A 24338-nucleotide genomic window follows, 5' to 3' on the forward strand; every position below is an offset into this window, starting at 1 on the left:
CGATGACACAACTCGGCGCCCTCTGGGTCTACCTCGCCGCCTCACCGCTGCTCGGCCTGACGATGACCCTGTTCGCCTACCTGATCGCGCAAGGCATCTACGCCCGCGCCAGGTTCAACCCGCTGGCGAACCCCGTGTTGATGGCGGTGGCGCTGGTCGTCGCCGTACTGAGCGTGACGCGTACGCCGTATCAAACCTATTTTCAGGGCGCGCAGTTCGTCCATTTCCTGCTCGGCCCGGCGACCGTCGCGCTCGCGCTGCCGCTCTACCGGCAATTGCCGAAGCTGCGTCGCGCCGCTGTGCCGTTGGCCGGCGGCTTGATCGCCGGTTCGCTGACCGCGATTATCTCGGCGACCATCGTTGCCATCTTGTTCGGCGTGCCGCGTGTGACGGTGATATCGCTCGCGCCCAAGTCCGCGACCACGCCGATCGCCATGGCGATTGCCGAGCGGCTGGGCGGACTGCCGTCACTGACCGCCGTACTTGTCATTTGCACCGGCGTGTTCGGCGCGGTATCGGCACGGACGATTCTCAATGTTTTACGTATTGAAGAGCCAGAGGTCCGAGGCTTCGCGCTTGGCGTGGCATCGCATGGCATTGGGACGGCACGCGCGTTTCAGGTCAGCGATGAAATGGGCGCATTCGCCGGTCTCGGCATGGGCCTGAACGGATTGTTCACGGCGTTCGTGGTGCCGGTCTTGTTGCCGATGATCTTGCGCTGGGTCAACTGACCCGCGGAGAATTGAAAGGATCAACGCGCCATGGGAGAAATTCAGAACTTGCTCATGGTTCGGGCGGCATGGAGATGGTCTCATCTTGGCTGGTCGTGCGTTGTCTTCGGGCGCATGTGAGTTCCTCCTCTGTCTGACGCCTGTCACGAGTACGCGGTTAAGCGATTGTTCGCGCGCAGGCATTTTTTGCGCGAGTCCTTATCATGTCCTTGCATGTCTTTTCGTTTCGTTCATCTCATTCATTCCGTTCGGTTTTCACGGCCGTCAGCCTGATCACGCTCGGTGTGCTTTTCCACGTCTCGCCGGGCATGGCGGCAACGTCCATCGATCCGCGCGTCTACTCGAGCGCACCGTTCGCTTTCAAAGCAGATCGTGGAATCTTTGCTGGCGTGCCGACGCATCAAATCGATGCACGTATCTTCTCGCCCGTCACCTCAACCGGCGATATAACCAATCCAACGGTCGTTCAGGAGCACGTGCGCCTGCGCCACGATTTATAAAACACGGCAGAGATCCTGCAATGAAGCGGGCAATGCTTATGCAGCGAGTCCTTACATGAATCGCTGCATAAATCGTTTCAAACCGTTGAGTGTTTTCAGGCAATGGCAATACCGTAAAAAGCCTCTTCATGGATTTTCCGCTTTGGCTTTTCTATCTGCCATAATTCCGGTGCTTTCGCATTCTTAATTGCGTTCAACCCGGAAATTCCATGAACTCCAACAATACAACGAGAGGCGGGGCACTGGTCTTGGCATGGTTCGTCCTGTGCGGCGCAGCGTGTGCCGCCGGGCCCGTAGCGCCCAAGCCAGGCAGTGCCCCGACAGCCGATGCACTCGGCGATTCAAGCGCGCGCCGCAGTCTTCTGACCAACGGCGCGGCCGACGAACCGCAGTCAACAGTGAATGGCAACGTCGCGGAACTGCAGCAAATGATTCGCGACGGCAGGGTAAAGGAATTGCGCACCACGTATAACGGCAGCTATGGCGCGAGCTTGCTGTTTTATCCCGATGAAATGACGTTTTATATTGCATTGTTTCAGCAAAAGAAATTCTGGCGCGTGGTCAAGACTCAAGTGGATTCCCGTGCGGAAACCATTTACGCGGACTTTGCCAAGAACAGTGCGGCACTCGCCGATACCGAGATTCGCCGGACCAAGCTCGAAGCCGAGAAAAGCTTTGCGGACCGGCTGATCGCGGTCCAGCAAGGGCGTGCCAATCGTCTGCAAGCCGACCTCGATGTCGCGCGCGCGCAGCAAAGCCAGGTCGCCGACAGGCAGGCTGAGCAACAGGAAGCAATCCGTTCACTGCGTGCGGAGCAGGACGCAGCGCAAGCGCAATTGCGTGCATTGCAAACAAAGGTTCAAGATCTCCAGCGCCAGTCGGATGTCGACCTGATGCCATTGCCAAAGTGAAGGGCGCCTGAGCGCGTCAAACTTCCTGATGTTGGTTTGGCTGCCCGCGTTCCGATCGCTCGCAATGCATTTCAAATTGAGAAAAAGCGGCCGCATTAGCGGCCGCTTTTCATTTCCGGCGCAGTAATGAAGCGTCAAAAGTTTTCCGATTGTTCACGTTTATAGGTTATTTCCTAAATCGCTCGAACGTGTTTCATTTATTAGGAATTATCCAGTTAGGAATGCTAGTTTTCACGTGCTAACATGCCGCGCGATTTCGGATTCCAGATCATTTTCAAGATCCGGATCGAAGGCTTGAGGCGAATAGGTGGCTGTGAAAATCGGGTAACTGTCTGATGACCCATCCAGTACGCATTTGTCTCGATATCTCAGTCACACGTCAATTTAAGAATGGTAAACAAGATGTCCAATAAACTAATCGCTGCAGGTCTGTTGTCGATCGGCGCGCTCGCCGGCTGCTCTACGGCTTCGGGTCCGACTTTCAACGCCAACCAGATCCAGACGGCCAACGGCGCGCAGGTTTATCGCGTGGAATGTCATGGCTTGTTCGAAGGCGTGGCGGCATGCGTGAAGCAGGCCCAGAAAATTTGCGGCGACAAGCCCGCATACAAGCTCGAAACCATGGAACGCCTGCGCGCGCCGTCGGAAGATGCGGCTGACCCGCGTGTCTTGACGTTCCAGTGCGGCGCGCCTGCTCAGGCTGAAGCTGCACCGGCGCCGATGCCGGCTCCGGTCCCGCAGGCCGCTCCGGAAATGCCCCGCCAGATCGATTTGAGCGGTGACGCTAACTTCGCTACCGACAGCGCTTCGCTGACGCCGAAGGCAACCGACACGCTCGACGAGTTCGTGTCTGCTGCCCAGGGCGTGACGTTGCGTCAGGTCGCGGTGGCGGGCTACACCGATTCAACAGGTTCGGCGTCGCATAACCGCCAGTTGTCGCAACGCCGTGCGGAATCGGTGATGCAGTACCTGAAGAGCCATGGCCTGCGTTCGCAAAGCTACACGGCGCAAGGTTTTGGCGCGTCGAATCCGGTTGCATCGAACTCGACCGTTGCCGGCCGCGCAAAGAATCGCCGCGTCGAAATTCGCGTCAGCACGCAGCAGCAGTAATCCGTGTCGTGAGTCTTGATGCGCTGGACGTTGTTTCCCGGCGTCCAGAAGCGTAAAACCCCCGCAAGCGCTTAGCGCTTGCGGGGGTTTTTTATGTTCTGCCCGATCTATCGGCTACTTTTCAGAACGTTCAGAACAACGTGAGTTGCGCGCGTCCTGGGCCACCTTCAAGCGTCAGCAGATGTTGCTTACGCTCTACGCCGCCCGCATAGCCGGTCAGCTCGCCATCGGCGCCTATCACGCGATGACACGGCACGATGATCCCCACGGGATTGCGCCCATTCGCTCCGCCCACGGCTCGTGATGCCCCGGCGGCGACACCCATCCGGCGCGCAAGATCGCCGTAGGTCGAGGATGTGCCGAACGGGATCTCTTGCAACGCCGCCCACACACGTTGCTGGAACTCGGTGCCGTTGAGTCGCAACGGGACGGAAAACACGGTGCGCTCACCGGCGAAGTACTCGGCGATCTGTTCCATCGCCACGATGATTGCACGTGACTTCGGCGCTCCTGTATCGATAAGGCCGGCGGGAAAATGCTTCTGGCCGACGAAGAACAATCCCGTCAGGTAATCGTCCTCCGCGCGATACGCGAGATGGCCCAGTGGGCTCGGTGCAATGTGGCATTCGATCAAGATACGTCTCCGGCCAGTTTTTTAACGCTCAGATGAACGGATTATCCGTCTTGCCCGCTGGCTTCGGCGTTTCATCGGCGAGTTTAGCGGGTAGGTTTGCGTCATTCTGCAGGGCATCGACGATAGCGTTGACCGCCTTTTGCAGCGCGAGCGCCGTGGTCAAGCCAGTCTTGTCGCGGGCGATTTCCAGGTCGCCGGAAATGGACAGCCGGGCGGTGTCGTTGGCGATCACGAGCGCGTCGCCGTTGATGTTGAGCGTATCGGAATCGTTGGCAAACGGCTGAAACGGCTTAGACACCTTTTAGTCCTCCAATGCGTTGGTCTTTCAGCGTTTCCGGAATGCCGGGAAATTGCAGACCACTCATGTTTTCCAGTTCGCGCACCGTCTTCACGGTGTATTCGTTTGTCGGCGTGTTCTCGACCAGCACTGCAAACGCCAGGTCGCGTCCGGGTAAATACACTACCTTATACAACTGCGTGGGCACGAGCACACGTGACTCACCAATGGTTTGCAACTGCCGACCCGAAAACAGCGGGCCGGTGACCACGTAGGCATCGCCGGATTGCTCCACCAGCCGTCGCACGGACTGTTCTATGCGCGACCAGATGCGCCGGTTGTTCGACGGATTTTGCGGCACGACGTTCGCTAGAGAGAACGATTCTGCCATGCCTTTTTTGTCCCAGCGATCGCCGGCCGGACTCATATGGCCGCGATCGTAGCCGCTCTTCTTGTAGTCCGAGAGCGTGGCGCTATCGCCGGGCGGCAATTTTTTATCGACGAAAAAACGATTGGTGCGGGTGTTGTCGCGGGCATCGTCGATGTGCTCGGCCGTCAGGTGCTCCGCCGACCACAACGGCCCGTGTGTCACGCCGGAGTGGAGGACCGCGAAGTCGGAATAACAAAGTTGCTGCGTCGAGGCGCGCATCTTGGTATTGACGACAATGGGCGCCCGGCCACCGGGACTGAACTGGGAACAGTCGCTGGCAGCGAAAACATTGAGGGATACGGTAGCGCCAAGCGCAGCCAGCAAGGAGGCAAGGAACGTCAAGCGGATTTTCATGCGGCGTGCGAGGTCGGTGTTCATCCAGGTGAGTCGAGGCGGGAGTATAAGGCGCTGGGGGCTATCGCGTGGTGGTGAGATCGATGCTTGTCGAAGCTATCCACACTGCCGGCGGCAAAAACGCACACGCGATAAAATTCCCCGGCCGTCACAAGGTGCCTGTTTGCATCGTGGGGCCACGACCTTGCTGGGATTGTTCTAGCTTCTCCCTTGTTTCCATTTGCGAGCTTCCGCGCCCATGACTTCGATTAGCCGCGTGCTTTGCGCAGTGTTAGCTTTAGCCGTATCGATTGCATCGGCATCACCCGCCTTCGCCGATTCGGCCGCGTCCAGCGCTTCCAGCGTTTCCGCCACTTCGAGCGATCAACCCGCGGCCGCTTCCTCTCCGCCATCAGCCGGCAACGACGGTCCCGCGTACGGTCCCGAACTCCAGGGCTTCGACTATCCGTATCCGGTGGGCCGGTTCGCGATTTCATCGCAGCGGCAAATCGTGCGCATGGCGTATATGGATGTTGCGTCCAAGCGTCCGAACGGACGGACCGTCGTGCTCCTGCACGGCAAGAACTTTTGCGCAGCGACGTGGAAGGAAAGCATCGACGTGTTGACCGATGCAGGGTATCGCGTGATCGCGCCGGACCAGATCGGCTTTTGCAAATCGACCAAACCGGTGCGGTATCAGTACACGTTCCAGCAACTGGCGCGCAACACGCACGCGTTGCTCGCGGCGCTGGGCGTGAAGAAAGCGACGCTCGTCGCGCATTCCACGGGCGGCATGATCGCGGTGCGATACGCGCTGATGTATCCGCAAGAGACCGAGCAGCTCGTGCTGGTGAATCCGATCGGTCTGGAGGACTGGAAGGCAAAGGGTGTGCCGTCCATTTCGATCGATGACTGGTACGCGCGCGAGTTGAAAACCAGCGCCGACGGCATTCGCAAATACGAGCAAGCCACGTATTACGCGGGTCATTGGGACGCGCGTTACGAGCCGTGGGTGCAGATGCTGGCGGGGATGTATCGCGGGGCGGGCAAGGATGTTGTAGCGTGGAATTCAGCCTTGCTCTACGACATGATTTATACGCAGCCGGTTGTCTATGAGTTTGGGCAGATCAGGACGCCGACGTTATTGCTGATCGGCGATAAGGACACCACCGCGATTGGCAAGGATCTCGCGCCGCCGGAAATCCGGCCGACGCTCGGGCGTTATCCGGAGCTGGCAAAACATGCGGTGGAGACGATCCCCGGTGCGAAGCTGGTCGAGTTTGCGGAGCTGGGGCATGCGCCGCAGATGCAGGACCCGAAGGCGTTTCATCAGGCATTGCTCGCAGGACTGGCAGCGCTTGGTGAGAATGGCAAGTGAGAGGGCGCTGATAAAAACCACCATGAAACCCTGGCCACCGATATGAAGACGTTCCTGCTGTACGTTGTGACCGCCGTCGCCGAGATAATGGGCTGCTATCTTCCCTATCGATGGCTGAAGGAGGGCGGGTCCCCGTGGCTTCTCGTCCCGGGTGCTGTGGCGCTCGCACTTTTCGCCTGGTTGCTCACGCTGCATGCCAGCGCCGCCGGTCGAGTATATGCCGCGTACGGCGGCGTTTATATCGCCGTGGCGATCATGTGGTTATGGATCGTCGAACGGATTCGCCCCACGACCTGGGATCTCGCCGGCGTCGCAATCGCGCTGGCCGGCATGAGCGTGATCGCGTTTCAGCCGCGCGGCTGAGATCGAGCTGACAGGTGCGATCACATACTCGATCACAAACGCGCGGCGTCGAACCAGTCAGGTCGCAAGCGCCAGCAACGCAAACGTCGCGAGCCAGTGTTCGCCCATGTAGTCCCCCGCCACATGCGCCAGTCCCGCTGAAAGATGAGCGTTCGCCGTGGCATTGAGCAAGCCGATACGCACATCGCCCGCGGGCAGTGCACGCGCGAGCGAACGCTGGCACCACGCTCGGCTCAGGTTCAGGCCATCGAGGTGAGCAAGCTTGCCGTCGCTGCGGTCTGACACGGTCGCCGGCACGAACAACGTGGCGGGTTCGCTCACGTTCAGCCGGGGCAGGAAGCGGTCAAACCAGCCGGCGAATTCGGCCGGGGGTAACACCCGCCGCATCAACTCGGCTTCCATGAGCGACGACGATAAAAATTCATCGCCGCCCGGTTCCCACGCCTGACAATCCGCATCGTTCAGATACCAGCGGCGCGCGGTGTCGGCGATCAGCGTTTCTAGCGCCGTGTCACCCACTTGCCGTGCATAACCGATAGCCAGCGTCAGCGCGAACGCCGTATTGAAATGCGTGCCCACCCGCAGCGGATACGTCAATTTCGGCAGGTACTCCGTGAAACGCTCGACAAACGCGTGCGCAAGCGGCGCCAGGGTCGCGGACCAGCGCTGGCCTTCAACTGATTGCATCGAATGAAGCTGGCCGGCAAGCGCAAGCAACCATGCCCAGCCGTACGGACGCTCGAAACCGCGTGCCTCCGGACGCTGCAAGTACGCGACTTCGGCGGCGACATTGGTATCGGTGAAATGCGAGTCGATGAGCGCACGAATGTCAGCCGCTTCCGGCAACGCGGGGAAACGGTCGACAAGCCGCGCGATCAACCAGTATCCGTGAACGCACGAGTGCCAGTCGAAGCTGCCATAGAAGATTGGATGGAGCGCGCGCGGGCCTTGTGCATCGGCGACGCTGCCCATTACGTGATCGAGCTTGTTCGGGTATTCGCGGGTCAGGTGGCCAAGTGCGAGCCGGGCGAATTTCGATGCCAGGGCGGCGTCGAGCGTGTGATGCGTTTGATGCGTTTGGTCGGACTGCGGGTTCATGCGGTTCTCCAGAAAAACCAGGCGTCCGCAATTATGGCAAGACTTCGGCTCAGGGATCGCTTGAATAGAGAACGGCAGTGCGCGGGCGGAAGCCTGGTTGCTCGTCACTTAGTTTGGTGACTTAGGGTAATTACTAAATTCTTTCAATACGGGTAATCGTAAGGTTTAACTATGGGCGCTTCAGGCTTACATCAGGTTCGCTGCAAGTCGTTGATCTAGCGGGGGTTCGAAGCGCAAAAAGGCTTTTCGGCGTTTTTATCGAGTTCGTATTTTGACAAAAAACTTTCCGATGAACTTAGGTTGTAAGCTGAATTGTGGTTGACCGTCATCTTGCATCAACCCGCTTCTCGTCGTATAAACTGGCGCGCCAACGCCCCTCAGGGCGGACCATTCCCGCATCAGTTCGGCGCAAGAGCGGACACAAGCCGCCGTTTTCAACACGCGACAGGAGTTTCAACCAGCATGGCCGACACCACCCTCTCAACTTCAGCCGATACCCGCCGCCGCGTTCTCGCGATCGTCGGCGCTTCATCGGGAAATCTCGTCGAGTGGTTCGACTTTTATATCTACTCGTTCCTCGCGCTGTACTTCGCGCCGGCGTTCTTTCCAAGTGGGAACCCGACTACGCAGTTACTCAACACGGCGGGCGTGTTTGCAGCGGGTTTCCTGATGCGGCCGATTGGCGGCTGGATGTTCGGCCGTATTGCCGACAAACACGGCCGCCGTACCTCGATGATGATTTCCGTGCTCATGATGTGCGCCGGCTCGCTCGTGATCTGCTTCTTGCCGACCTACGCGAGCATTGGCGCATGGGCGCCGTTCTTCCTGCTGATCGCCCGGCTGTTCCAGGGCTTGTCGGTGGGCGGTGAATACGGCACGAGCGCGACCTATATGAGTGAAGTGGCGCTGCAGGGGCGGCGCGGTTTCTTCGCATCGTTTCAGTATGTGACGCTGATCGGCGGACAGCTTGCCGCGTTGCTCGTGCTGGTTGTTTTGCAGCAGTTATTGACCACGGAAGAATTGAGAGCGTGGGGCTGGCGTATCCCGTTCGGGATCGGCGCGCTCGCGGCGGTCGTGTCGCTGTATCTGCGGAAATCGCTCGATGAAACCACCACGGCTGAAACCCGCAAGCTGAAGGAGGCCGGCACGCTTCGCGGTCTCATGCAGCATAAAGGCGCATTCCTCACTGTGATTGGTTTCACGGCGGGCGGATCGCTGATCTTCTATACGTTCACCACGTACATGCAGAAATATCTGGTGAACACCGCCGGCATGCATGCCAAGACGGCCAGCAACGTGATGACCGGGGCGTTGTTCATCTACATGATCATGCAGCCCGCATTCGGCGCGTTGTCGGACCGGATCGGCCGGCGCAAGTCGATGCTCTGGTTCGGCGGCCTCGCCACTTTCTGCACTGTTCCGCTCCTGTCCGCGTTGAAGGACGTCACGAGTCCGGTCCTGGCGTTTGTTCTGGTGGTGGTCGCGCTGGCTATCGTGAGCCTCTACACGTCGATCAGCGGGCTGATCAAGGCCGAAATGTTCCCGGCGGAAGTACGCGCGCTGGGTGTGGGTTTGTCGTATGCGGTCGCGAACGCGGTGTTCGGCGGGTCAGCGGAATACGTGGCGTTGTTCCTGAAATCGATCGGTAGCGAGTCGACCTTCTACTGGTACGTGACGGCACTGTGCGCGATTTCCTGGATCGTCTCGTTGCGGATGCGCGATTCGTCGAAGGAAGGGTATTTGCGCGACGTGCCTTGATGAATTGATTCATGTGATTGATGGGACTGATGCGATGCAAACCCGGCGTGAGCCGGGTTTTGCGCGAGATCGAGCACGTCAATCGCTCAGGTCGTCTATCAGGCAGCTAATCTGGCGGGCATGGCATCGAGTTCGGCTACGGTCCTGCGCAGTCCCTCGAAGATACGGTCCGCGACTCTCGCCGGAAAATCCTCCGGCAACTCAGCTGACACACGTTCGATGACACCGGGCGTTTGTGCAATCAGCCGCTGGATGATCGGCTCCGCATCCTGTCCATATGAGCATCGCGGCGCCATTGCGTTGAAGTGGCGGCGCTGGATATCGCGGAAAGCGTAGTGACGGTTCTTGCCCGACACGGCCATGGCGAGCTTTGCCTTGAACCACGACCACTGGCTTGCTCCCTTCCCCTCGACCGGCCAGATCGACATGACGTCATAAAGCGGCGTCAGCCGATACTGTCCTCCCGCCAGCAGCCGGATGCTGAAGTTCTTCGCGTGCCCATCCGGAGCCGCCAGCAGCCAGAAGAGTATCTGCGTGGTCAGCAGCGTTTCGATGTCTTCCTTGGCCGTCTCGGACTGCTGAAGCACTTGCGCCAGATCGATCACCCCCGGGCCGCCTTCGTTCTCGTATTTCTTGTAAGAGGGGAGCCCCATCACCTGGCAAAAGTCCTCTTGCGGCAGCCTCAGGATCCACTTGCCGCTCGAGTGCATCTGGCGGTCAAATCGTTTGACGCTCAGCGCGCGTTGCCGGCCAAAGGTCTTGATCTCCGTTTCAGCGACCGGCAAGCCGTAAGCCTGCAGGAGATGCATGCACAACCATTCGTTTTCAACCGACTTGGTGAGATCCGCGCGCCGATTCCCCACCAGGCCAAGCGGGAGCTTCAGGATATGCGTGGTCGGCGTAGCGCCGTGGGGCTTCATCCACTGACCCTCGTGCCAGAGGAGCGCTGTCTTTTCCTGCGCACCGGCGAGAGAAATCCGGAAGTCGTCATCGTCGTTCTGGGGGCCAAACGTGCCGCTGCCGGCAGTCTGGTTCAGGAGTGTCTCGATTTCTGAGTCACTGAGCGGAGTACCATCGATCCGTTCGACGCCAGTGGGCTCCTCGTCTACGCCCAGTAGCTGGACCGCGCCGACGCAGTCCCGGCCAATGGCCTGCAAGAGATCGAACGCATCCAGGGTGTCGGTGCGAAATCGCTGGCCGATGCGCTTTCGAATGGCTTCGCTGTCAGGCAGCAGGTTGTCGAAGTAGTTGAGTACCCGATCGCCTTTGAGCGGGGCGTTATCGAGCGGAATTGGCAGCGACAACGAGAGAGGCCGGCTCAGCTCGGAGGCAGTCCACTCGGCGTCGTAGGCGAATTCCATTGGGCCGCGGGTTGGAATGTGCCAGATACCCATTCGTACGCCGTTGACCCATACCGACAGCGCTCGGGAATGTGGCTTGCGTCCAGCCATTACCACTCCAGCGCTGACGGGTGGGAAGCGGGGACGGACGAACCCTTGTCCAATACCTGGAGTTGCAGTTCGTATGCGCCAAGTAGGGTCAGCAACTGATCGAGCGTTAGCGCGCCGGAATTAGCCTCCAGCGTTGATACGCGACTTTGGCTGACACCGAGTCTGGAGGCCGCTTCGGCCTGGGTGAGGCCCGCGCGCCGACGGCCGGCCGCGAGAATTTGGCCCATTTGGTAAGGCGTTGCGATGGTCTGCTGCATGATAATTATCTCTCACACGAATAAATGCACTTTATTCCTCTGGCAGATATTTGTCAATTATGCGTGTGGCAGATATTCGGCAATTATCTGCCACACGCATAATTGCCGTTTATTCGCGTGACAGATATTCTGGAATAAGACATGGCGGCACTTCGCGTGGTTGCCCTTAAACCACGCGCTTGCTGTTGATTCTGCGGGTTTTTACCGCGTGCAAGACAAAACGCGCATTATTGAGATACCGGTAAGATTGCGGTCAGATGCCCACTTAGGCGACGCCCCCGATACGATCCGGCTCGTCGCCGTGATGACGGGCTCGCCAGGACCTAAGCGTCAAGCGCAGGTGAAACAGCCGCGCGGCGTTTGCGAGTCCGTCTGCTTGGAGACTAGCCCATGGAAGATTTCGATGAAACGCTGTACCTCGTGTGGCGAGCCAACTTGAATGTGCTCGCTGGATCGCCGGCTGGCGGCGCGAGGATTGCCCGCATGATGAGTTTTTCCCCGTCGTACATGAAACTGATCCTGGCCGGAAGGCGTGATTTCAGTGAGGAATTCGTACGGGGCGTGGAAACCGTCACTGGTTTGCCGCCGCGCTGGCTGGACGAGCGCCGCGACCGGCGCGACATCCCGCCCGAAACCCAGCGCGCGATGGACGAGGAAACGCCCGCTGCCGTGTTCCGCGGCAATGCGCACCCGGCGCCCAAGCGGCCCGTGCTGCGAGGGCCGGAACCGCTGCTCTCACAGACCGAGGCGACCCGGCGCATCGCCGATCAGGCGCTCCAGCAAGTGGAGACGCATCGGCGTGACCAGATGTTCCGGCGCAACCGCGACCTGTTGTTGACTGACCTGCGCCGCGTGGAGCGGCAGCTTTCGATGGTCCAGCTCGATGGCATCAACGCGAAGGCGGAGGATTTGCGCGCGTCGGGCAAACTGGACGACCCGGTGAAAGCCGATCTTGCCGGACGGATCGAGCAGATCGACAAACACCGCGCAATGCTCATGCAGCATGTGGACAAGCTCGCGACGTTGCTGGCCGGTCTCGACGATTAGCGCGAGCCGACTATCGCGTCCGTTTGTTCTGGCTGTCGTGACGCTTCGGTTCTGGGGCAGCTTGATGATCGACCGAGATCGCGACCGGGTCGCTTGCGGGAAAACTCTCGTCCAGCGCTTCGTCCAGGGCGTCCTCGCGATGATTTGCGTCTGCCTTCGCTTTCGGCTTGCTGCGCGGCGGTGTTTTCGGTTGCGGCATGACAACGCTCCTTTAGTGGACCAGCAGATTTTCACTATAGCAGCGCGATGGCGCGCGTGCTGTCATGCACCGGCGTTGCCCTTGGTGTCAGCCCGCAAGCCGCGATATGCCGTCGGCCGAACCCCCGTCCACTTCCTGAACGCGCGATGAAATGCGCTAGGTTCCGCGAACCCGAGCGCATGCGCAATCTCCGCGATGGTCTGCGTCGTATCGGCAAGCCGCGCGATGGCGAGATCTCGCCGCAGCGCATCGCGGATCGACTGATAGGTTGCGCCCTCTTGTTTCAGGCGGCGTCTGAGCGTGGCTTCTGCCATGTTCAGCGCCGCCGCCATGCGTTCGCTATCCGGCCAGTCGATGGGCGGCAGCTGCCGCAATTTGCGTCGAATCCGTGCGGCGAGCGAATCGGGATTGCGATATTTAACGATGAAATTAGCCGGCGCCTCGCGCAGGAAAACCTTCAGCGTGGCGGCCGTCTGAACGACCGGCAACGTGGCGCAGTCCGGCGCGAGATCGACATACGACGCAGGTTGGTCGAAGAACATTGCATCGCAGAACATTAGCCGATATTCGTCGCTTGCTGCCGGTTCCGGGCAGCGCAGATGGGCCGTCAGCACCGGGATGCGACGCCCGACCAGCCAGCACAACAAACCATAGATCATGATGAACGCGGTCGCGTAAGCGAACATCGGGCGAGCTTTATTAGAGGTATTGGTATCGACAAGGCGAATTCTCACGCGGGCTTCGTTGGTACCGATTTCGCATCGCAGGTCGTCCAGCACGAGTCGCAGGAAACTCGCGATGCGGGTCAGTGCCTGGCTTGCGTCGCGCGACCCCAACGCCGCATGACAAAGCAACGTGAAGCTGCCGCGACGCATCGGATGACTGTCCTGGCCGAAGAATTCATCGTCGAGCGCATCGGCAATGGCGCTCCACAAGCGGCCATATTGCGCCGCCGACACGCGGGCAAGCGGCGCCTCGAGCGTGGCGGGATGGATGCCCGCTTGCTCCAGTAACGCGACCCGTGCCACGCCGCGACGCTCGGCGCACCGCAGTGCTTCTTCGACGAAATCCGCCGCTATGGTCCCGCGTTCGTTGCCTTGGCGGCGTGATGTTTTGAGAGTGGGCACTGCAGCGTTGGGTCGCCGATCATGCGGGCTTTTCGGTGTTGGGGTAGTCACTAGGTGGCGCATTCGCTCGGGAAGCTTGATCGTTTCAGGCATCGGCAGACGGATGTATCACGCCTAGAATCAGGCGTGAGGCTTTTTGCCATCCACCTGACTGTTTCATCGCTTAAGCGCAGCAGTGTAAGCCCACAGCGTTCTTCTGTATTCCACACGAGCCCGACCAACATGATCGACAGTTTCCTGACCGATGACCAACGCATGATCCGCGATGCCGCGCGCGATTTCGCCACCGAAGTACTGGCGCCGCACGCGGGCCAATGGGACCGCGACGCCGCCTTGCCGGATGAAGTCGTGAAGCAACTCGGCGAGCTCGGCTTGCTTGGCATGATCGTACCCGCCGAGTGGGGCGGCACGTTCAGCGACTACGTGGCGTATGCGTTGGCTATCGAAGAAATCGCAGCGGGTTGCGCGTCCTGCTCCACGCTGATGGCCGTGCACAATTCCGTTGGCTGCGGACCGATTCTCGCATTCGGCACTGAAGCGCAAAAGGCCGAATATCTGCCGAAACTGGCAACGGGCGAGATGATCGGCGCGTTCGCGCTGACGGAGCCGCAAGCAGGATCGGAGGCGAACAACCTGAAGACACGCGCGATTGAACGCGACGGCCAGTGGGTGCTTTCCGGCGCGAAGCAGTTCACGACGAATGGCGCGCGCGCCGGCATGGCGATCGTGTTCGCCGTGACCGATCCGGAGCTTGGGAAGAAGGGCTTGTCGGCGTTCATCGTACCGACGAATACGCCTGGTTTTAATGTGGGGCGGCCCGAGCACAAGATGGGCATCCGCGCCTCCGATACCTGCCCGATTTCCCTCGAGGATTGCGCGATTCCTGCGGCCAACTTGTTGGGCGCGCGCGGCGAAGGATTGAAGATCGCGCTGGCTAACCTGGAGGGCGGGCGCATTGGTATCGCGGCGCAGGCGGTGGGCATTGCACGCGCGGCATTCGACGCGGCCCGTGCTTATTCCCACGAACGCGTGCAGTTCGGCAAGCCGATCAAGGAGCATCAGTCGGTAGCCAACCTTCTCGCCGATATGCAGACCAGCCTGAACGCCGCGCGACTGCTCGTGTTGCACGCGGCGCGCATGCGCACTGAAGGCTTGCCGTGCCTGAGTGAAGCGTCGCAGGCGAAGCTGTTTGCATCGGAGATGGCGGAGCGGGTTTGCTCGCAGGCCATCCAGATTCATGGCGGTTATGGGTATCTGGAAGACTATCCGGTCGAGCGCCATTATCGCGATGCCCGCATCACGCAGATCTACGAAGGCACGAGCGAAGTACAGCGCATGGTGATCGCGCGGCAGCTTTAAGGCGCATGAAGGTCGCCCGCGATGCCATGCGGAGACACCGCTAGCGGTTTGGACAGTTCGACAAGCGGCGAAGCCCTGCACGAAGGCTTCGCCACTTTTTTATGGCTCCCGCATACACTCACTTTTAGCTCCCGCGAAAGCTCACCTTGATCGCAGCTCACTCTCCCGAATAGACTCACCGTTTGCATCCTGCAGGTTCTCACCGGTGTTTTAGTTTCGATCTCGCGACGAAGCAGCAAGCATGGTGGGAATTTATAAGGATAGCTATCTATTTTAAAAATCGGCCTCGCAAGCAAGCCGGCGATTCGGCCTGCGGCATTCGGCGGACGATTTCTTCATACGATTTAAGCCGGGATGATTCCGACCGAAAGTGGTGAGGGATTTCTAGGTGTATACCCCTGACCCTATTGCGTTGAAGTTATCGATATACCGATAATATTGTCATGGATGTGAAAACTGCAGTGCGCGTCTTTGACGTTATCAACCTGTTTGCCGAAGTCCGGCAACCGATGATCTACAGCGAGATTGCGCGTCGAACCGAAATCCCTTTGTCGAGTTGTCATGCGCTTTTGCAGACGATGGTGGCAAAGGGTTATCTCTATGCGCCGGGCGTAAAAGCGGGTTATTACCCGACGCAGCGCTTGTTGCATGTCGCTCGCGACATTTGCAGCGAGGATCCGCTCACGCTGCTGTTCCAGCCGTTGCTCACGGCGTTGCGCGATGCGACCGGAGAAACGGCCGGGCTCGCGACGCTCGCAGGCAATCGAGTCGTTTATCTCGACGTCATGGAATCGCGTCAGAAAATTCGATACAGCGACGAACCCGGCGGTTTCATGTTTGTCCATGCCAGCGCGGCAGGCAAGGCGCTGCTCGGCGCATTGCCGGTGGATGCGCGCCGGCGCCTCCTCGACAGCTGCGAGCCGCTGAGCGCATCGACTGATGGTTCAGTGATTGATCGCGCGGCGCTGGAGGTGGAAGTGGAACAGGGCGTGACGCTTGGCTGGCATCGTTCGACCGGAGAGAACGTTGAGGACGTGGCGGGCCTCGCGAAGGGATTCTCGATTCACGGCGAGGCGTTCGCGCTCGTTATTGGCGGCCCGAAGGCACGCTTGCTGAAGAACCAGGAGCACGCGGTCGCGGCGCTCCTCGATGTTTTCGACCGGATACCGCAGACGCTGATTGGCTAGCGGCAGCAGTGATCCTGGTCGCGCCGACTGCTCTGCACGTCGTGCAAGGAGAAGAACATGCAGGATCAGAGGCGCTGGAAAAATAGGCCTGACGGGTCGAACTGGGGCGATTTCGGCCCCGACGATCAACTTGGACGACCGAACCTGATCACATCGGAACAAGTGTTGAAAGGTGCGCGCGAGATTCGCGCGGGTCTGAGTTTTTGCCTGTCCCTGCCGCTGGATTATCCAGGTGATAGCAAGCTTAACGTGCGTCGTCATCCGCCGGTTTTACGGCCCACGACAAAGGACGGTTTGCCTTACGTGAACTTTCCGTTCGCGCGCATGGAGGAGCAGGCGACCGATGTCGTCAGCGACGATCAAGTGCTCATGAGTTTGCAATATTCCACCCAATGGGATTCGCTCGCGCATGTGGGCGCGCTCTTTGATGCCGATGGCGACGGCGTGGCGGAAAGCGTCTACTACAACGGTTACAAGGCGAACACCGACGTAGTCGGACCCATGGAATACCGTCGCGAGGACGCGTTCGCGCCGCACGAATGCGGGAGCGAACATAGCCACGCGGAAGCGCTCGGTATCGAAAATCTGGCGGTAAAAGGCATGCAGGGACGCGGCGTGCTTGTCGATCTCGTGGCGCATTACGGGCGCGAGCATCGCACCGTGGGTTACGACGACCTGATGTTCGCGATTGACGCAGACAAGGTACAGGTCGAACGCGGTGACATGCTGCTGCTGCGTACCGGGTTCGCTGAACTCGTGCTGGAGATGAATCGTCATCCCGACGAAGCCGTGCTCAACAGTCAATGCTGTGCACTCGACGGCCGCGACGAGCGGCTCTTGCAGTGGCTGGCCGACTCGGGCATCGCTGCGCTGGTGGCGGACAATTATGCAGTCGAGCGTTATCCCGCACGTCCGGCGCAAGGTCAAGAAGGTCACTATCCGCTGATGCCGCTGCATCATCATTGTTTGTTCAAGCTGGGTTTGCCGCTTGGCGAGCTCTGGTATCTGCACGATCTGGCGGTCTGGCTGCGCGCCAACGGGCGCTCGCGCTTCATGCTCACGGCGCCCCCGCTGCGTTTGCCGGGCGCGATGGGTTCGCCCGTGACGCCGATCGCAACCGTCTGATTTTTTAAAGTACACGACATGACACGAGAACGAGTTTTGATTACCGGCGGCGCGGCCGGGATTGGTGCGGCCTGTGCCGAGCGCTGTGAAGCGGATGGCTTCGAAGCGGTTGTGATCGATCGCGTAGGCAAGGGCTTGATCGCTGATCTTTCGGATATCGAAGCAACAAGGAAAGCGCTTGACCAGGCGCTCGCGGGAGGCCCGATCACTCGGTTAATCAACAACGTCGGCGTGGTGGTCCCGGCCGGCGCAGGCGAACAAAGTATCGAAGAACTCGAACTCGCGTGGTCCCTGAATGTGCGTTGCGCGATGCAGTGCATGCAGGCGCTGCTGCCTGGCATGCAGGCCGCGGGTTTCGGCCGTATCGTGAATATGTCTTCGCGCGCAGCGCTAGGCAAGGAACTACGTACTGCGTACTCGGCGACCAAGGCCGCGTTGATCGGCATGACGCGCGTATGGGCGCTTGAACTCGGCCGTCATGGCATCACGTCGAACGCAATTGGCCCTGGCCCCATTCGCACTGAACTCTTCGATCGCGCGAACCCGCCGGACAGTCCGCGTACGCGCGCGATTGTCGAGAGCGTGCCGGTGAAACGCGTGGGCACGCCGGAAGATATCGCGCACGCCGCGTCCTATCTCCTCGATGCCCGCAGCGGTTTTGTCACCGGTCAGGTGCTCTATGTGTGCGGCGGAATGACAATCGGCGTAGCGGGAGTTTGAGATGAGCACGGCAGATTTCCGGCGTGTGGCGATCGTGGGGGCGGGGAGTATCGGCGTTGCATTCGCTGTGGTATTTGCGCGCGCGGGATGGCCCGTGCACCTGTTCGATCCCGATGCGTCCCGTCGCGATGCAGCCCCTGGAGAGATCACGCAGCGCCTGAACGAACTGGCGCGCTTTGGCTTGCTCGACGAAGCCGCTGACGCGGTGGCGGCGCGGGTCCAGTTGGCAACGTCCGTAGAAGAGGCCGTCGCCGACGCGGATCTCGTGCAGGAATGCGCACCCGAGCGAGTGGATATCAAGCGTGCGTTATTTGCGCAATTCGATGCCGCCGCGCCCGCTACGGCGATCTTCGCCAGCGCTTCATCGGCTTTGACGGCATCAAGCTTCGTCAATGACCTGCCCGGAAAGCATCGTTGCCTGATTGCGCATCCGGGCAATCCGCCGTACCTCATTCCCGTGATCGAGATTGTGCCCGCGCCTTTTACCGCGCATGACGTCACGCAACGCACGCTGCAACTTTTCCGCGATGCCGGCTTGCAACCCGTGCTGGTATCGAAGGAAATCGAGGGTTTCGTTTTCAACCGGTTGCAGGGCGCCGTGCTGCGCGAAGCATATTGCCTCGTGCGCGACGGCGTTGCGACCGTCGAGGACATAGATACAGTGATGCGCGATGGCCTCGGCTTGCGATGGTCCGTGATCGGACCATTCGAAACGGTGGATCTCAATACGCGCGGCGGCATCAGCTCGCATGCGCAGAAGATGGGCCCTGCATACGAACGCATGGGCGCGGAGCGCGGTCAGCACGATCCGTGGACACCGGAGCTTGTTGAGAAAGTAGCCGCGGCAAGGCGCGCAGCGGTGCCGCTTGAACAATGGGAAGAACGCGTGGCATGGCGCGACCGGGCATTGATGGCGCTGACCCGCTACCGGCGCTTAATGAGTTCAGAAAAAGAATCCTGAGAGCCGAACGAGCCGCTGGCGCCACTGGCCATTATTGGCAAAAATTTCGCTTAACTAAATAATACTTCAGAGACATTGCAATGCAGAAAATAACGGGATTTTTCACCGAACTGATGCGCAAGTATTTGCCCGATCCGTTTGTATTCGCGATCGGGCTAACCATTCTCACCATGATCCTTGCCGTATTGGTGCAGGGCCAGGGCATCGTGGCGCTGACAACGAGCTGGGGCAAGGGCTTCTGGACGCTGCTCGCATTCACCACGCAAATGGCCGTGATTCTCGCGATGGGTTACGTGCTCGCGACCGCGCCGCTGACCGAGCGATTCCTCGATCGAATCGTCATGCGAGTGCACGATCCGCGCATGGCGATCATTGTTGCAACGCTGGTAGGCGGTATCGGCAGTTATCTCAACTGGGGCTTCGGGCTGGTGATCGGCGGCATTGTCGCGCGCAAGCTGGCGCTGAGTGTGAAGGGCGTTCACTACCCGTTGATCATTGCGTCGGCGTATAGCGGTTTCACGCTTTACGGCCTTGGTTTGTCGGCAAGCATTCCTGTGCTTATCTCAACCAAGGGCCACCCGATGGAAGCGCAGATGGGCGTCATTCCGCTCTCGGAAACCATCTTTTCGCCGACCATGCTTGTTACCAGCCTCGTCGTGCTGATCACGCTGCCCTTGCTTAACGCGTGGCTGCATCCGAAGCCGGGCCAGCCGGTGACCGAGATCGACCGTACGCTCGAGGAGCGTACGCGCGCGGCTCAAGCGGCTATTCCCGCTGACGCCGGCGACGAAAACACATTTGCCAGCCGCCTGAATAACAGCCGGTTGCTGAGCGGCTTGATTGGATTGATCGGCGTGGTCTACGTGGTGCTGTATTTCCACGGCGGCGGCACGATGGATTTGAACCTGATCAACTTCATCATCCTGTTCCTCGGCATCATCTTGCTGGGCACGCCGATCCGTTATGTCGAAAAACTCAACGAAGGCATTCGTACGATCAGCGGCATCATCCTGCAATATCCGTTTTACGCGGGCATCATGGCAATCATGGCGTCGTCGGGACTGGTCAATACGTTTTCCGAGTTCTTCGTCAAGATCGCGACGCCGCATACGTTGCCGTTCTGGGGCCTCATCAGTTCGTTCTTCATTAATTTCTTCGCGCCTTCGGGCGGCGGTCACTGGGTTATCCAGGGGCCGTTCATGATCGAAGCGGCGAAGGCAATTGGCGCATCGGTGGGGCATACGGCCACTGCGGTCATGCTCGGCAATGCCTGGAACGACCTGATCCAGCCATTCTGGATCTTGCCTGCGCTCGCGTTGTCGAAGCTCAAGCTGAAGGACATCATGGGCTATACCGTCATCATGATGTTCTGGATCGGTATTGTTTATACCGTCGCGGTTCTTGCATGGGGCTAAGCGGTTCAATCATCTTGCGGAGGCTCGATCATGTTGTTCCTGGTTCATATGGTGGTACAGATTCCTCTCGACGCCGACACTGAGCTCATCAATAGCCTGAAGGCCGACGAGAAAGCGTTCTCGCAAAAACTGCAGCAAGAGGGGAAGTGGCGTCACTTGTGGCGCGTAGCGGGGCAGTACGCGAACTACAGCGTCCTCGACGTCGAGTCCAACGACGAACTGCATACCTTGCTCAGCTCGCTGCCGCTCTTTCCTTACATGGCGATCCAGGTCACGCCGCTTGCTCAGCATCCTTCGGCTATCGCGCAAAACTGAGTTCGTAAAGGGAAGCGTCATGCCGTTCATTATCGAAACGTGGGACAAGCCAGGTCACGCTCCACTGCGGATCAAGGAGCGCGACGTGCATCTGGCATATCTCGAAGCAAACAAGGCATTGTTGCTTGCTTGCGGCGCGAAACTGCAGGACGACGGCAGTAACGCAGGCGGTGGCATATACGTGGTCGACCTCGACACGCGCGAAGACGCAGAGCGATTTATCGCGAAGGACCCGTTCGCGCTTGCCGGTTTATTCGAGCGAGTGACAATTACACGCTGGCGCAAGGCGTATGTGGACGGCAAGGGTTATTTATAGGCCGTGTTGCGCGGCGCTCGCCAGGCAGCGCAATTCTTTCAATATCATTTCTTCGCGCATATGCGCTGCTTGTTTCCCGCTCATGTCCGATTCGCCAAACCGTAATGCCGGCGCGACAGGACGGGGGCGCGCGGCAGAAAAATGCACTTTCCGATACCCTGCTGAATTCGTAGGTAACAACTATCTCACTATGCTGAGTCCGTTCACCCTTGCTTCAAGGAGCACGAAGACATGCAGACCAAAACAGTCAAGATTCCCGGACCCGATCACCCGATCACGATCGAGCCCAACCCGGCGCGCATCACTATTTCCATAGGCGGCAGGGTGATTGCAGACACGCGCGAGGCACTGACATTGCGCGAGGCATCGTACCCGGGGGTTCAGTATATTCCGCGCAAGGACGTCGATATGTCGTTGTTGCAGCGCACGGATCACTCGACCTATTGCCCGTACAAAGGGGATTGCTCGTACTACAGCATTCCGCTGGGCGGCGAGCGTTCGGTGAACGCGGTATGGACCTATGAAGACACCTATCCGGCGGTCGCCGAGATCAAGGGTCACCTGGCTTTCTATACGGATCGCGTAGACAAGTTCGACGTGCAGCCGGCAGGCTGACGCGTTCAAAGACGAACGACCCATCCGCTCATCCGCTGATAGCCGTTTGTGCACGCTTTCTTCATTCGACGTATTTTATCGATGACGCCGCGCACGGTTTGCCTTGCCGTCGAGGCAATCTTATCAACGCTTGAACGGAATCCAATGACTACGCAACGTCGTTTGCGGCTCGGCGCTTTCATGCGTCCGACCACCATCCATACCGGAGCTTGGCGTTACCCCGGTGCATTCCCGGACGCCAACTTTAATTTCGCGCATCTCAAGCGTTTCGCGCAAACACTCGAGCGCGGCCGTTTCGACGCCTTCTTCATGGCAGACCATCTCGCCGTGCTCAACATGTCCGCCCGGGCGTTGAGGCGAAGTCACACAGCCACGTCCTTCGAGCCGCTGACGTTGTTGTCGGCGCTTGCGGCGGTGACCGAGCGCATCGGCCTGATCGCGACGGCGTCCACTACGTTCGACGAGCCTTATCACGTCGCGCGCCGTTTCGCTTCGCTCGACCACCTGAGCGGCGGCCGCGCCGGCTGGAACCTGGTCACCACCGCCAACCCGGATGCAGCGCTCAACTTCGGTCTGGAAGAGCATGTGGAGCACGGCGAGCGATATCGGCGGGGCCGGGAGTTCTTCGATGTCGTGACCGGCCTCTGGGATAGCTGGGCTGACGACGCCTTCATTCGCGACGTTGAAAGCGGCACGTTCTTCGACCCCGACAAGATGCATGTGCTGAACCACAAGGGCGAGCACCTCTCGGTGCGCGGGCCGCTCAACATTGCGCGACCCGTGCAGGGCTGGCCGGTCATCGTGCAGGCGGGGTCATCGGAAGCGGGCCGGCAGATCGCCGCCGAAACGGCGGAAGCCGTGTTTACCGCGCAACCCACGCTGGCGGCCGGTCAGCGGTTTTACGCGGATATCAAAGGACGCATGGCGAAACTCGGGCGCAATCCCGAGCATCTCAAGATCTTGCCGGCGGCGTTCGTCGTGATCGGTGATTCGCTGGACGAGGCACTGGAAAAGCGGGCGCGCCTCGATAGCATGGTTCATTACGACAGCGGCATTGCCTCTCTCTCGATCATGCTTGGTCACGACGTTTCAGGTTTTGACCCCGACGGACCGTTACCCGAGATTCCTGAAACCAACGCAAGCAAAAGCAGCCGCGAACGCGTGATCGAATGGGCGAGCCGGGACAATCTCACGATCCGCCAATTGGCGCAGCGGGTCGGCGGTTATTCAGGGCTTGAAATGATCGGCACGCCCACGATGATTGCCGACCAGATGGAGCAATGGCTCGTGGAGGAGGGCTCCGATGGCTTCAACGTGATGTTCCCCTATCTGCCGGGCGGACTCGATGATTTCGTCGACAAGGTCGTGCCTGAACTTCAGGCGAGAAACATCTTTCGACGTGAATACGAAGGTGCGACCTTGCGAGAGAATCTTGGATTACCGAGGCCCGAGAACCGCTTTTTCAAGGCCTGAAACAGGGATGACGCTGTCTGGCCGACAGCGTCATCTGGAAGCATAAGTGCCGCTTCATTAATTACTTCGTATGCCTGATTAACGTCCAATTGTATTGCAAAAAATGACACGAACATGCAAGCGTCGACCAATGCTGCGTCGAGCCAGCCGCACCTGTGCCATTCCAGTTCTGCATTAAGATTGATGTCTCGGGGGTACCTATGGCTACCGCGTAGTCACCCCATCACAGGACAAACGAATTCATGGGACATTCACAGGCAGAGAAGGCGGCAACACATCAGCGGATCGTCGATGTGGCGGCACGACGCTTTCGGGAACTTGGGCTGGACGGTATTGGAGTCGCCGACGTCATGAAGGAAGCCGGCATGACCGTCGGCGGCTTCTACAAGCATTTTGAATCGCGCGACGAACTCGTGACCGAGGCGCTCGAGGTTGCATTCAAGAGTCTCGATATATGGGAAGCACGTGCAGAAAATCTCGCGCAGGCGGTGCGCGACTACCTGAGCGAGGCGCATCGGGACGCCCCTGGTCAAGGGTGTGCGCTGGGCGCGTTGCTGGGTGATGTCGGACGCGGTAACGACGCCACGCGCGAGGTATACATGGAGCGGGTCAAGCACAATCTCGCGTTCTCCGAGGGGTTGCTCGATATCCCGGACCCCGCTGAGCGCCGAGCCCGCGCCATACTGCAACTGAGCGCCTGTCTCGGGGCGATCGGCTTGGCGAGAGCAGTCTCGGACCCGGTTTTGTCGAAGGAGATCCTGGATGGCGTCGCCCGGCAATTGGCGCCCTTGTTGCCGGGGCCGCCGGATTGAGAAAATGTAGCGGCACGAGCAGTGCTACAGCGGATGTGCATCGCATTAACGGAAACAATTATTGAGGCGATGCGTGCAATACATTACATTCGTCCCGTTGTCTGCGAGTCGGTCATCAGGTTTCAGTCTGAAGGCCGGCAATTAAATGCTAAATCGTGCTCTATGCGTGTCCTTGGAGTTTGACCATGAAAGTACTTCACCTGATTTGCGTATCTGCAATCCTCCTTGGCGCGTCCGGCATAGCCGCGGCCCAAGGGAACGGCAATGGTGGTTCGGGCGGCGGCAACGCGCACGGTGCCGCGACAGCCGGTCCGACGACGGGCGGCGACAATAGCTCCACTCCGGGAAGTTCGAGGGGCAAGCCGCACCTCTTCAAGCATAAGCAGAAGAAGCCGGCAACCCCCGCTCAATAAGACTGAGCGTTAATCTCCAGACG

At 59.5% G+C, this 24338-nt stretch carries 28 protein-coding genes; 20 read left to right on the forward strand and 8 right to left on the reverse strand.

All coding sequences use genetic code 11. The annotated features are described in order from the left end of the window. Positions 1–2: 2 nt before the first annotated feature. The 4 genes from ACSQ83_RS30400 to ACSQ83_RS30415 all read left to right on the forward strand — a co-directional run bounded on the left by ACSQ83_RS30400 (position 3) and on the right by ACSQ83_RS30415 (position 3252). Entirely contained in the window at positions 3–731 is a 729-nt protein-coding gene (locus ACSQ83_RS30400) for an LrgB family protein (RefSeq protein WP_414950786.1), read from the forward strand. 203 nt (positions 732–934) lie between these two features. Beyond that, entirely contained in the window at positions 935–1231 is a 297-nt protein-coding gene (locus ACSQ83_RS30405) for a hypothetical protein (RefSeq protein WP_414950787.1), read from the forward strand. A 209-nt stretch (positions 1232–1440) separates the two neighbouring features. Continuing rightward, a complete protein-coding gene (locus ACSQ83_RS30410) occupies positions 1441–2142 on the forward strand; it encodes a DUF2968 domain-containing protein (protein ID WP_414950788.1) in 702 nt (233 codons plus the stop codon). Between the two features lie 402 nt (positions 2143–2544). After that, complete coding sequence (locus tag ACSQ83_RS30415; RefSeq protein ID WP_414968311.1) at positions 2545–3252, forward strand: OmpA family protein; 708 nt, start codon at positions 2545–2547, stop codon at positions 3250–3252. 130 nt (positions 3253–3382) lie between these two features. Here the strand turns inward: ACSQ83_RS30415 and ACSQ83_RS30420 are convergent, their stop codons facing one another. From ACSQ83_RS30420 to ACSQ83_RS30430, 3 genes are read right to left on the reverse strand one after another with little or no spacing between them, the layout of a single operon-like run. Further along, positions 3383–3886, reverse strand: coding sequence for a methylated-DNA--[protein]-cysteine S-methyltransferase (locus tag ACSQ83_RS30420; RefSeq protein WP_414950791.1), 504 nt, complete (start codon positions 3884–3886; stop codon positions 3383–3385). A 28-nt stretch (positions 3887–3914) separates the two neighbouring features. Beyond that, positions 3915–4184: a hypothetical protein gene (locus ACSQ83_RS30425; RefSeq protein WP_414950792.1), complete on the reverse strand. Its 270-nt coding sequence runs from the start codon at positions 4182–4184 to the stop codon at positions 3915–3917. Continuing rightward, positions 4177–4971 carry a DNA/RNA non-specific endonuclease gene (locus tag ACSQ83_RS30430; RefSeq protein ID WP_436230680.1) on the reverse strand — a complete coding sequence of 265 codons (795 nt, stop codon included), beginning with the start codon at positions 4969–4971 and terminating at the stop codon, positions 4177–4179. The genes ACSQ83_RS30425 and ACSQ83_RS30430 overlap by 8 nt, the downstream gene beginning before the upstream one ends. A gap of 214 nt (positions 4972–5185) precedes the next feature. Between ACSQ83_RS30430 and ACSQ83_RS30435 the strand changes: the two genes are divergently transcribed. Further along, positions 5186–6304 (forward strand): alpha/beta fold hydrolase, encoded by a 1119-nt coding sequence (locus tag ACSQ83_RS30435; protein ID WP_436230681.1) that lies wholly within the window; start codon positions 5186–5188, stop codon positions 6302–6304. A gap of 42 nt (positions 6305–6346) precedes the next feature. Then, complete coding sequence (locus tag ACSQ83_RS30440; RefSeq protein ID WP_414950796.1) at positions 6347–6667, forward strand: YnfA family protein; 321 nt, start codon at positions 6347–6349, stop codon at positions 6665–6667. Positions 6668–6724: 57 nt separating this feature from the next. Here ACSQ83_RS30440 and ACSQ83_RS30445 read toward each other — a convergent pair whose 3' ends face one another. Further along, on the reverse strand, positions 6725–7765 hold the full coding sequence (locus tag ACSQ83_RS30445; RefSeq protein ID WP_414950797.1) for a DUF2891 domain-containing protein: 1041 nt from the start codon (positions 7763–7765) through the stop codon (positions 6725–6727). A gap of 462 nt (positions 7766–8227) precedes the next feature. Between ACSQ83_RS30445 and ACSQ83_RS30450 the strand changes: the two genes are divergently transcribed. Continuing rightward, positions 8228–9523, forward strand: coding sequence for an MFS family transporter (locus tag ACSQ83_RS30450; RefSeq protein WP_436230682.1), 1296 nt, complete (start codon positions 8228–8230; stop codon positions 9521–9523). A gap of 98 nt (positions 9524–9621) precedes the next feature. Here ACSQ83_RS30450 and ACSQ83_RS30455 read toward each other — a convergent pair whose 3' ends face one another. Both ACSQ83_RS30455 and ACSQ83_RS30460 read right to left on the reverse strand, forming a co-directional pair. Further along, entirely contained in the window at positions 9622–10974 is a 1353-nt protein-coding gene (locus ACSQ83_RS30455) for a type II toxin-antitoxin system HipA family toxin (protein WP_436230683.1), read from the reverse strand. After that, positions 10974–11231: a helix-turn-helix domain-containing protein gene (locus ACSQ83_RS30460; RefSeq protein ID WP_414950800.1), complete on the reverse strand. Its 258-nt coding sequence runs from the start codon at positions 11229–11231 to the stop codon at positions 10974–10976. The genes ACSQ83_RS30455 and ACSQ83_RS30460 overlap by 1 nt, the downstream gene beginning before the upstream one ends. 390 nt (positions 11232–11621) lie before the next feature. On the opposite strand from ACSQ83_RS30460, the gene ACSQ83_RS30465 reads away from it, so the two are divergent. Beyond that, a complete protein-coding gene (locus ACSQ83_RS30465) occupies positions 11622–12278 on the forward strand; it encodes a hypothetical protein (protein WP_414950801.1) in 657 nt (218 codons plus the stop codon). A gap of 10 nt (positions 12279–12288) precedes the next feature. Here the strand turns inward: ACSQ83_RS30465 and ACSQ83_RS30470 are convergent, their stop codons facing one another. Further along, positions 12289–12477, reverse strand: coding sequence for a hypothetical protein (locus ACSQ83_RS30470; protein WP_414950803.1), 189 nt, complete (start codon positions 12475–12477; stop codon positions 12289–12291). Between the two features lie 62 nt (positions 12478–12539). Next, on the reverse strand, positions 12540–13604 hold the full coding sequence (locus tag ACSQ83_RS30475) for an AraC family transcriptional regulator (RefSeq protein WP_436230684.1): 1065 nt from the start codon (positions 13602–13604) through the stop codon (positions 12540–12542). Positions 13605–13829: 225 nt separating this feature from the next. Here ACSQ83_RS30475 and ACSQ83_RS30480 point away from each other — a divergent pair, with 225 nt between their 5' ends. From ACSQ83_RS30480 to ACSQ83_RS30535, 12 genes are all read left to right on the forward strand, one after another. After that, positions 13830–14963, forward strand: coding sequence for an acyl-CoA dehydrogenase family protein (locus ACSQ83_RS30480; protein WP_436230706.1), 1134 nt, complete (start codon positions 13830–13832; stop codon positions 14961–14963). A gap of 443 nt (positions 14964–15406) precedes the next feature. Beyond that, on the forward strand, positions 15407–16150 hold the full coding sequence (locus ACSQ83_RS30485; protein ID WP_436230685.1) for an IclR family transcriptional regulator: 744 nt from the start codon (positions 15407–15409) through the stop codon (positions 16148–16150). A 57-nt stretch (positions 16151–16207) separates the two neighbouring features. Further along, positions 16208–17275 carry a cyclase family protein gene (locus ACSQ83_RS30490; RefSeq protein ID WP_436230686.1) on the forward strand — a complete coding sequence of 356 codons (1068 nt, stop codon included), beginning with the start codon at positions 16208–16210 and terminating at the stop codon, positions 17273–17275. An 18-nt stretch (positions 17276–17293) separates the two neighbouring features. Further along, positions 17294–17995, forward strand: coding sequence for an SDR family oxidoreductase (locus ACSQ83_RS30495; protein WP_436230687.1), 702 nt, complete (start codon positions 17294–17296; stop codon positions 17993–17995). 1 nt (position 17996) lies between these two features. Next, positions 17997–18956: a 3-hydroxyacyl-CoA dehydrogenase gene (locus tag ACSQ83_RS30500; RefSeq protein ID WP_436230688.1), complete on the forward strand. Its 960-nt coding sequence runs from the start codon at positions 17997–17999 to the stop codon at positions 18954–18956. Between the two features lie 80 nt (positions 18957–19036). After that, positions 19037–20371, forward strand: coding sequence for a short-chain fatty acid transporter (locus ACSQ83_RS30505; protein ID WP_414950809.1), 1335 nt, complete (start codon positions 19037–19039; stop codon positions 20369–20371). Between the two features lie 30 nt (positions 20372–20401). Beyond that, positions 20402–20686 (forward strand): muconolactone Delta-isomerase, encoded by a 285-nt coding sequence (catC, locus tag ACSQ83_RS30510; RefSeq protein WP_299704394.1) that lies wholly within the window; start codon positions 20402–20404, stop codon positions 20684–20686. A 19-nt stretch (positions 20687–20705) separates the two neighbouring features. Further along, the gene (locus ACSQ83_RS30515) at positions 20706–21002 is read left to right on the forward strand and encodes a YciI family protein (RefSeq protein ID WP_414950812.1); all 297 of its coding nucleotides are present in this window, start codon (positions 20706–20708) and stop codon (positions 21000–21002) included. 231 nt (positions 21003–21233) lie between these two features. After that, complete coding sequence (locus ACSQ83_RS30520; RefSeq protein WP_414950813.1) at positions 21234–21617, forward strand: DUF427 domain-containing protein; 384 nt, start codon at positions 21234–21236, stop codon at positions 21615–21617. 144 nt (positions 21618–21761) lie between these two features. Further along, positions 21762–23090 carry an LLM class flavin-dependent oxidoreductase gene (locus ACSQ83_RS30525; protein ID WP_414950814.1) on the forward strand — a complete coding sequence of 443 codons (1329 nt, stop codon included), beginning with the start codon at positions 21762–21764 and terminating at the stop codon, positions 23088–23090. A 242-nt stretch (positions 23091–23332) separates the two neighbouring features. Beyond that, positions 23333–23902, forward strand: coding sequence for a TetR/AcrR family transcriptional regulator (locus ACSQ83_RS30530; protein ID WP_436230689.1), 570 nt, complete (start codon positions 23333–23335; stop codon positions 23900–23902). 185 nt (positions 23903–24087) lie between these two features. Continuing rightward, positions 24088–24315 carry a hypothetical protein gene (locus tag ACSQ83_RS30535; RefSeq protein ID WP_414950817.1) on the forward strand — a complete coding sequence of 76 codons (228 nt, stop codon included), beginning with the start codon at positions 24088–24090 and terminating at the stop codon, positions 24313–24315. Positions 24316–24338 lie beyond the last annotated feature (23 nt).

Origin of the sequence: Caballeronia sp. LjRoot29 (genome assembly GCF_964252755.1) — a bacterium.
In the GTDB taxonomy this organism is placed as follows: Bacteria; Pseudomonadota; Gammaproteobacteria; order Burkholderiales; family Burkholderiaceae; genus Caballeronia.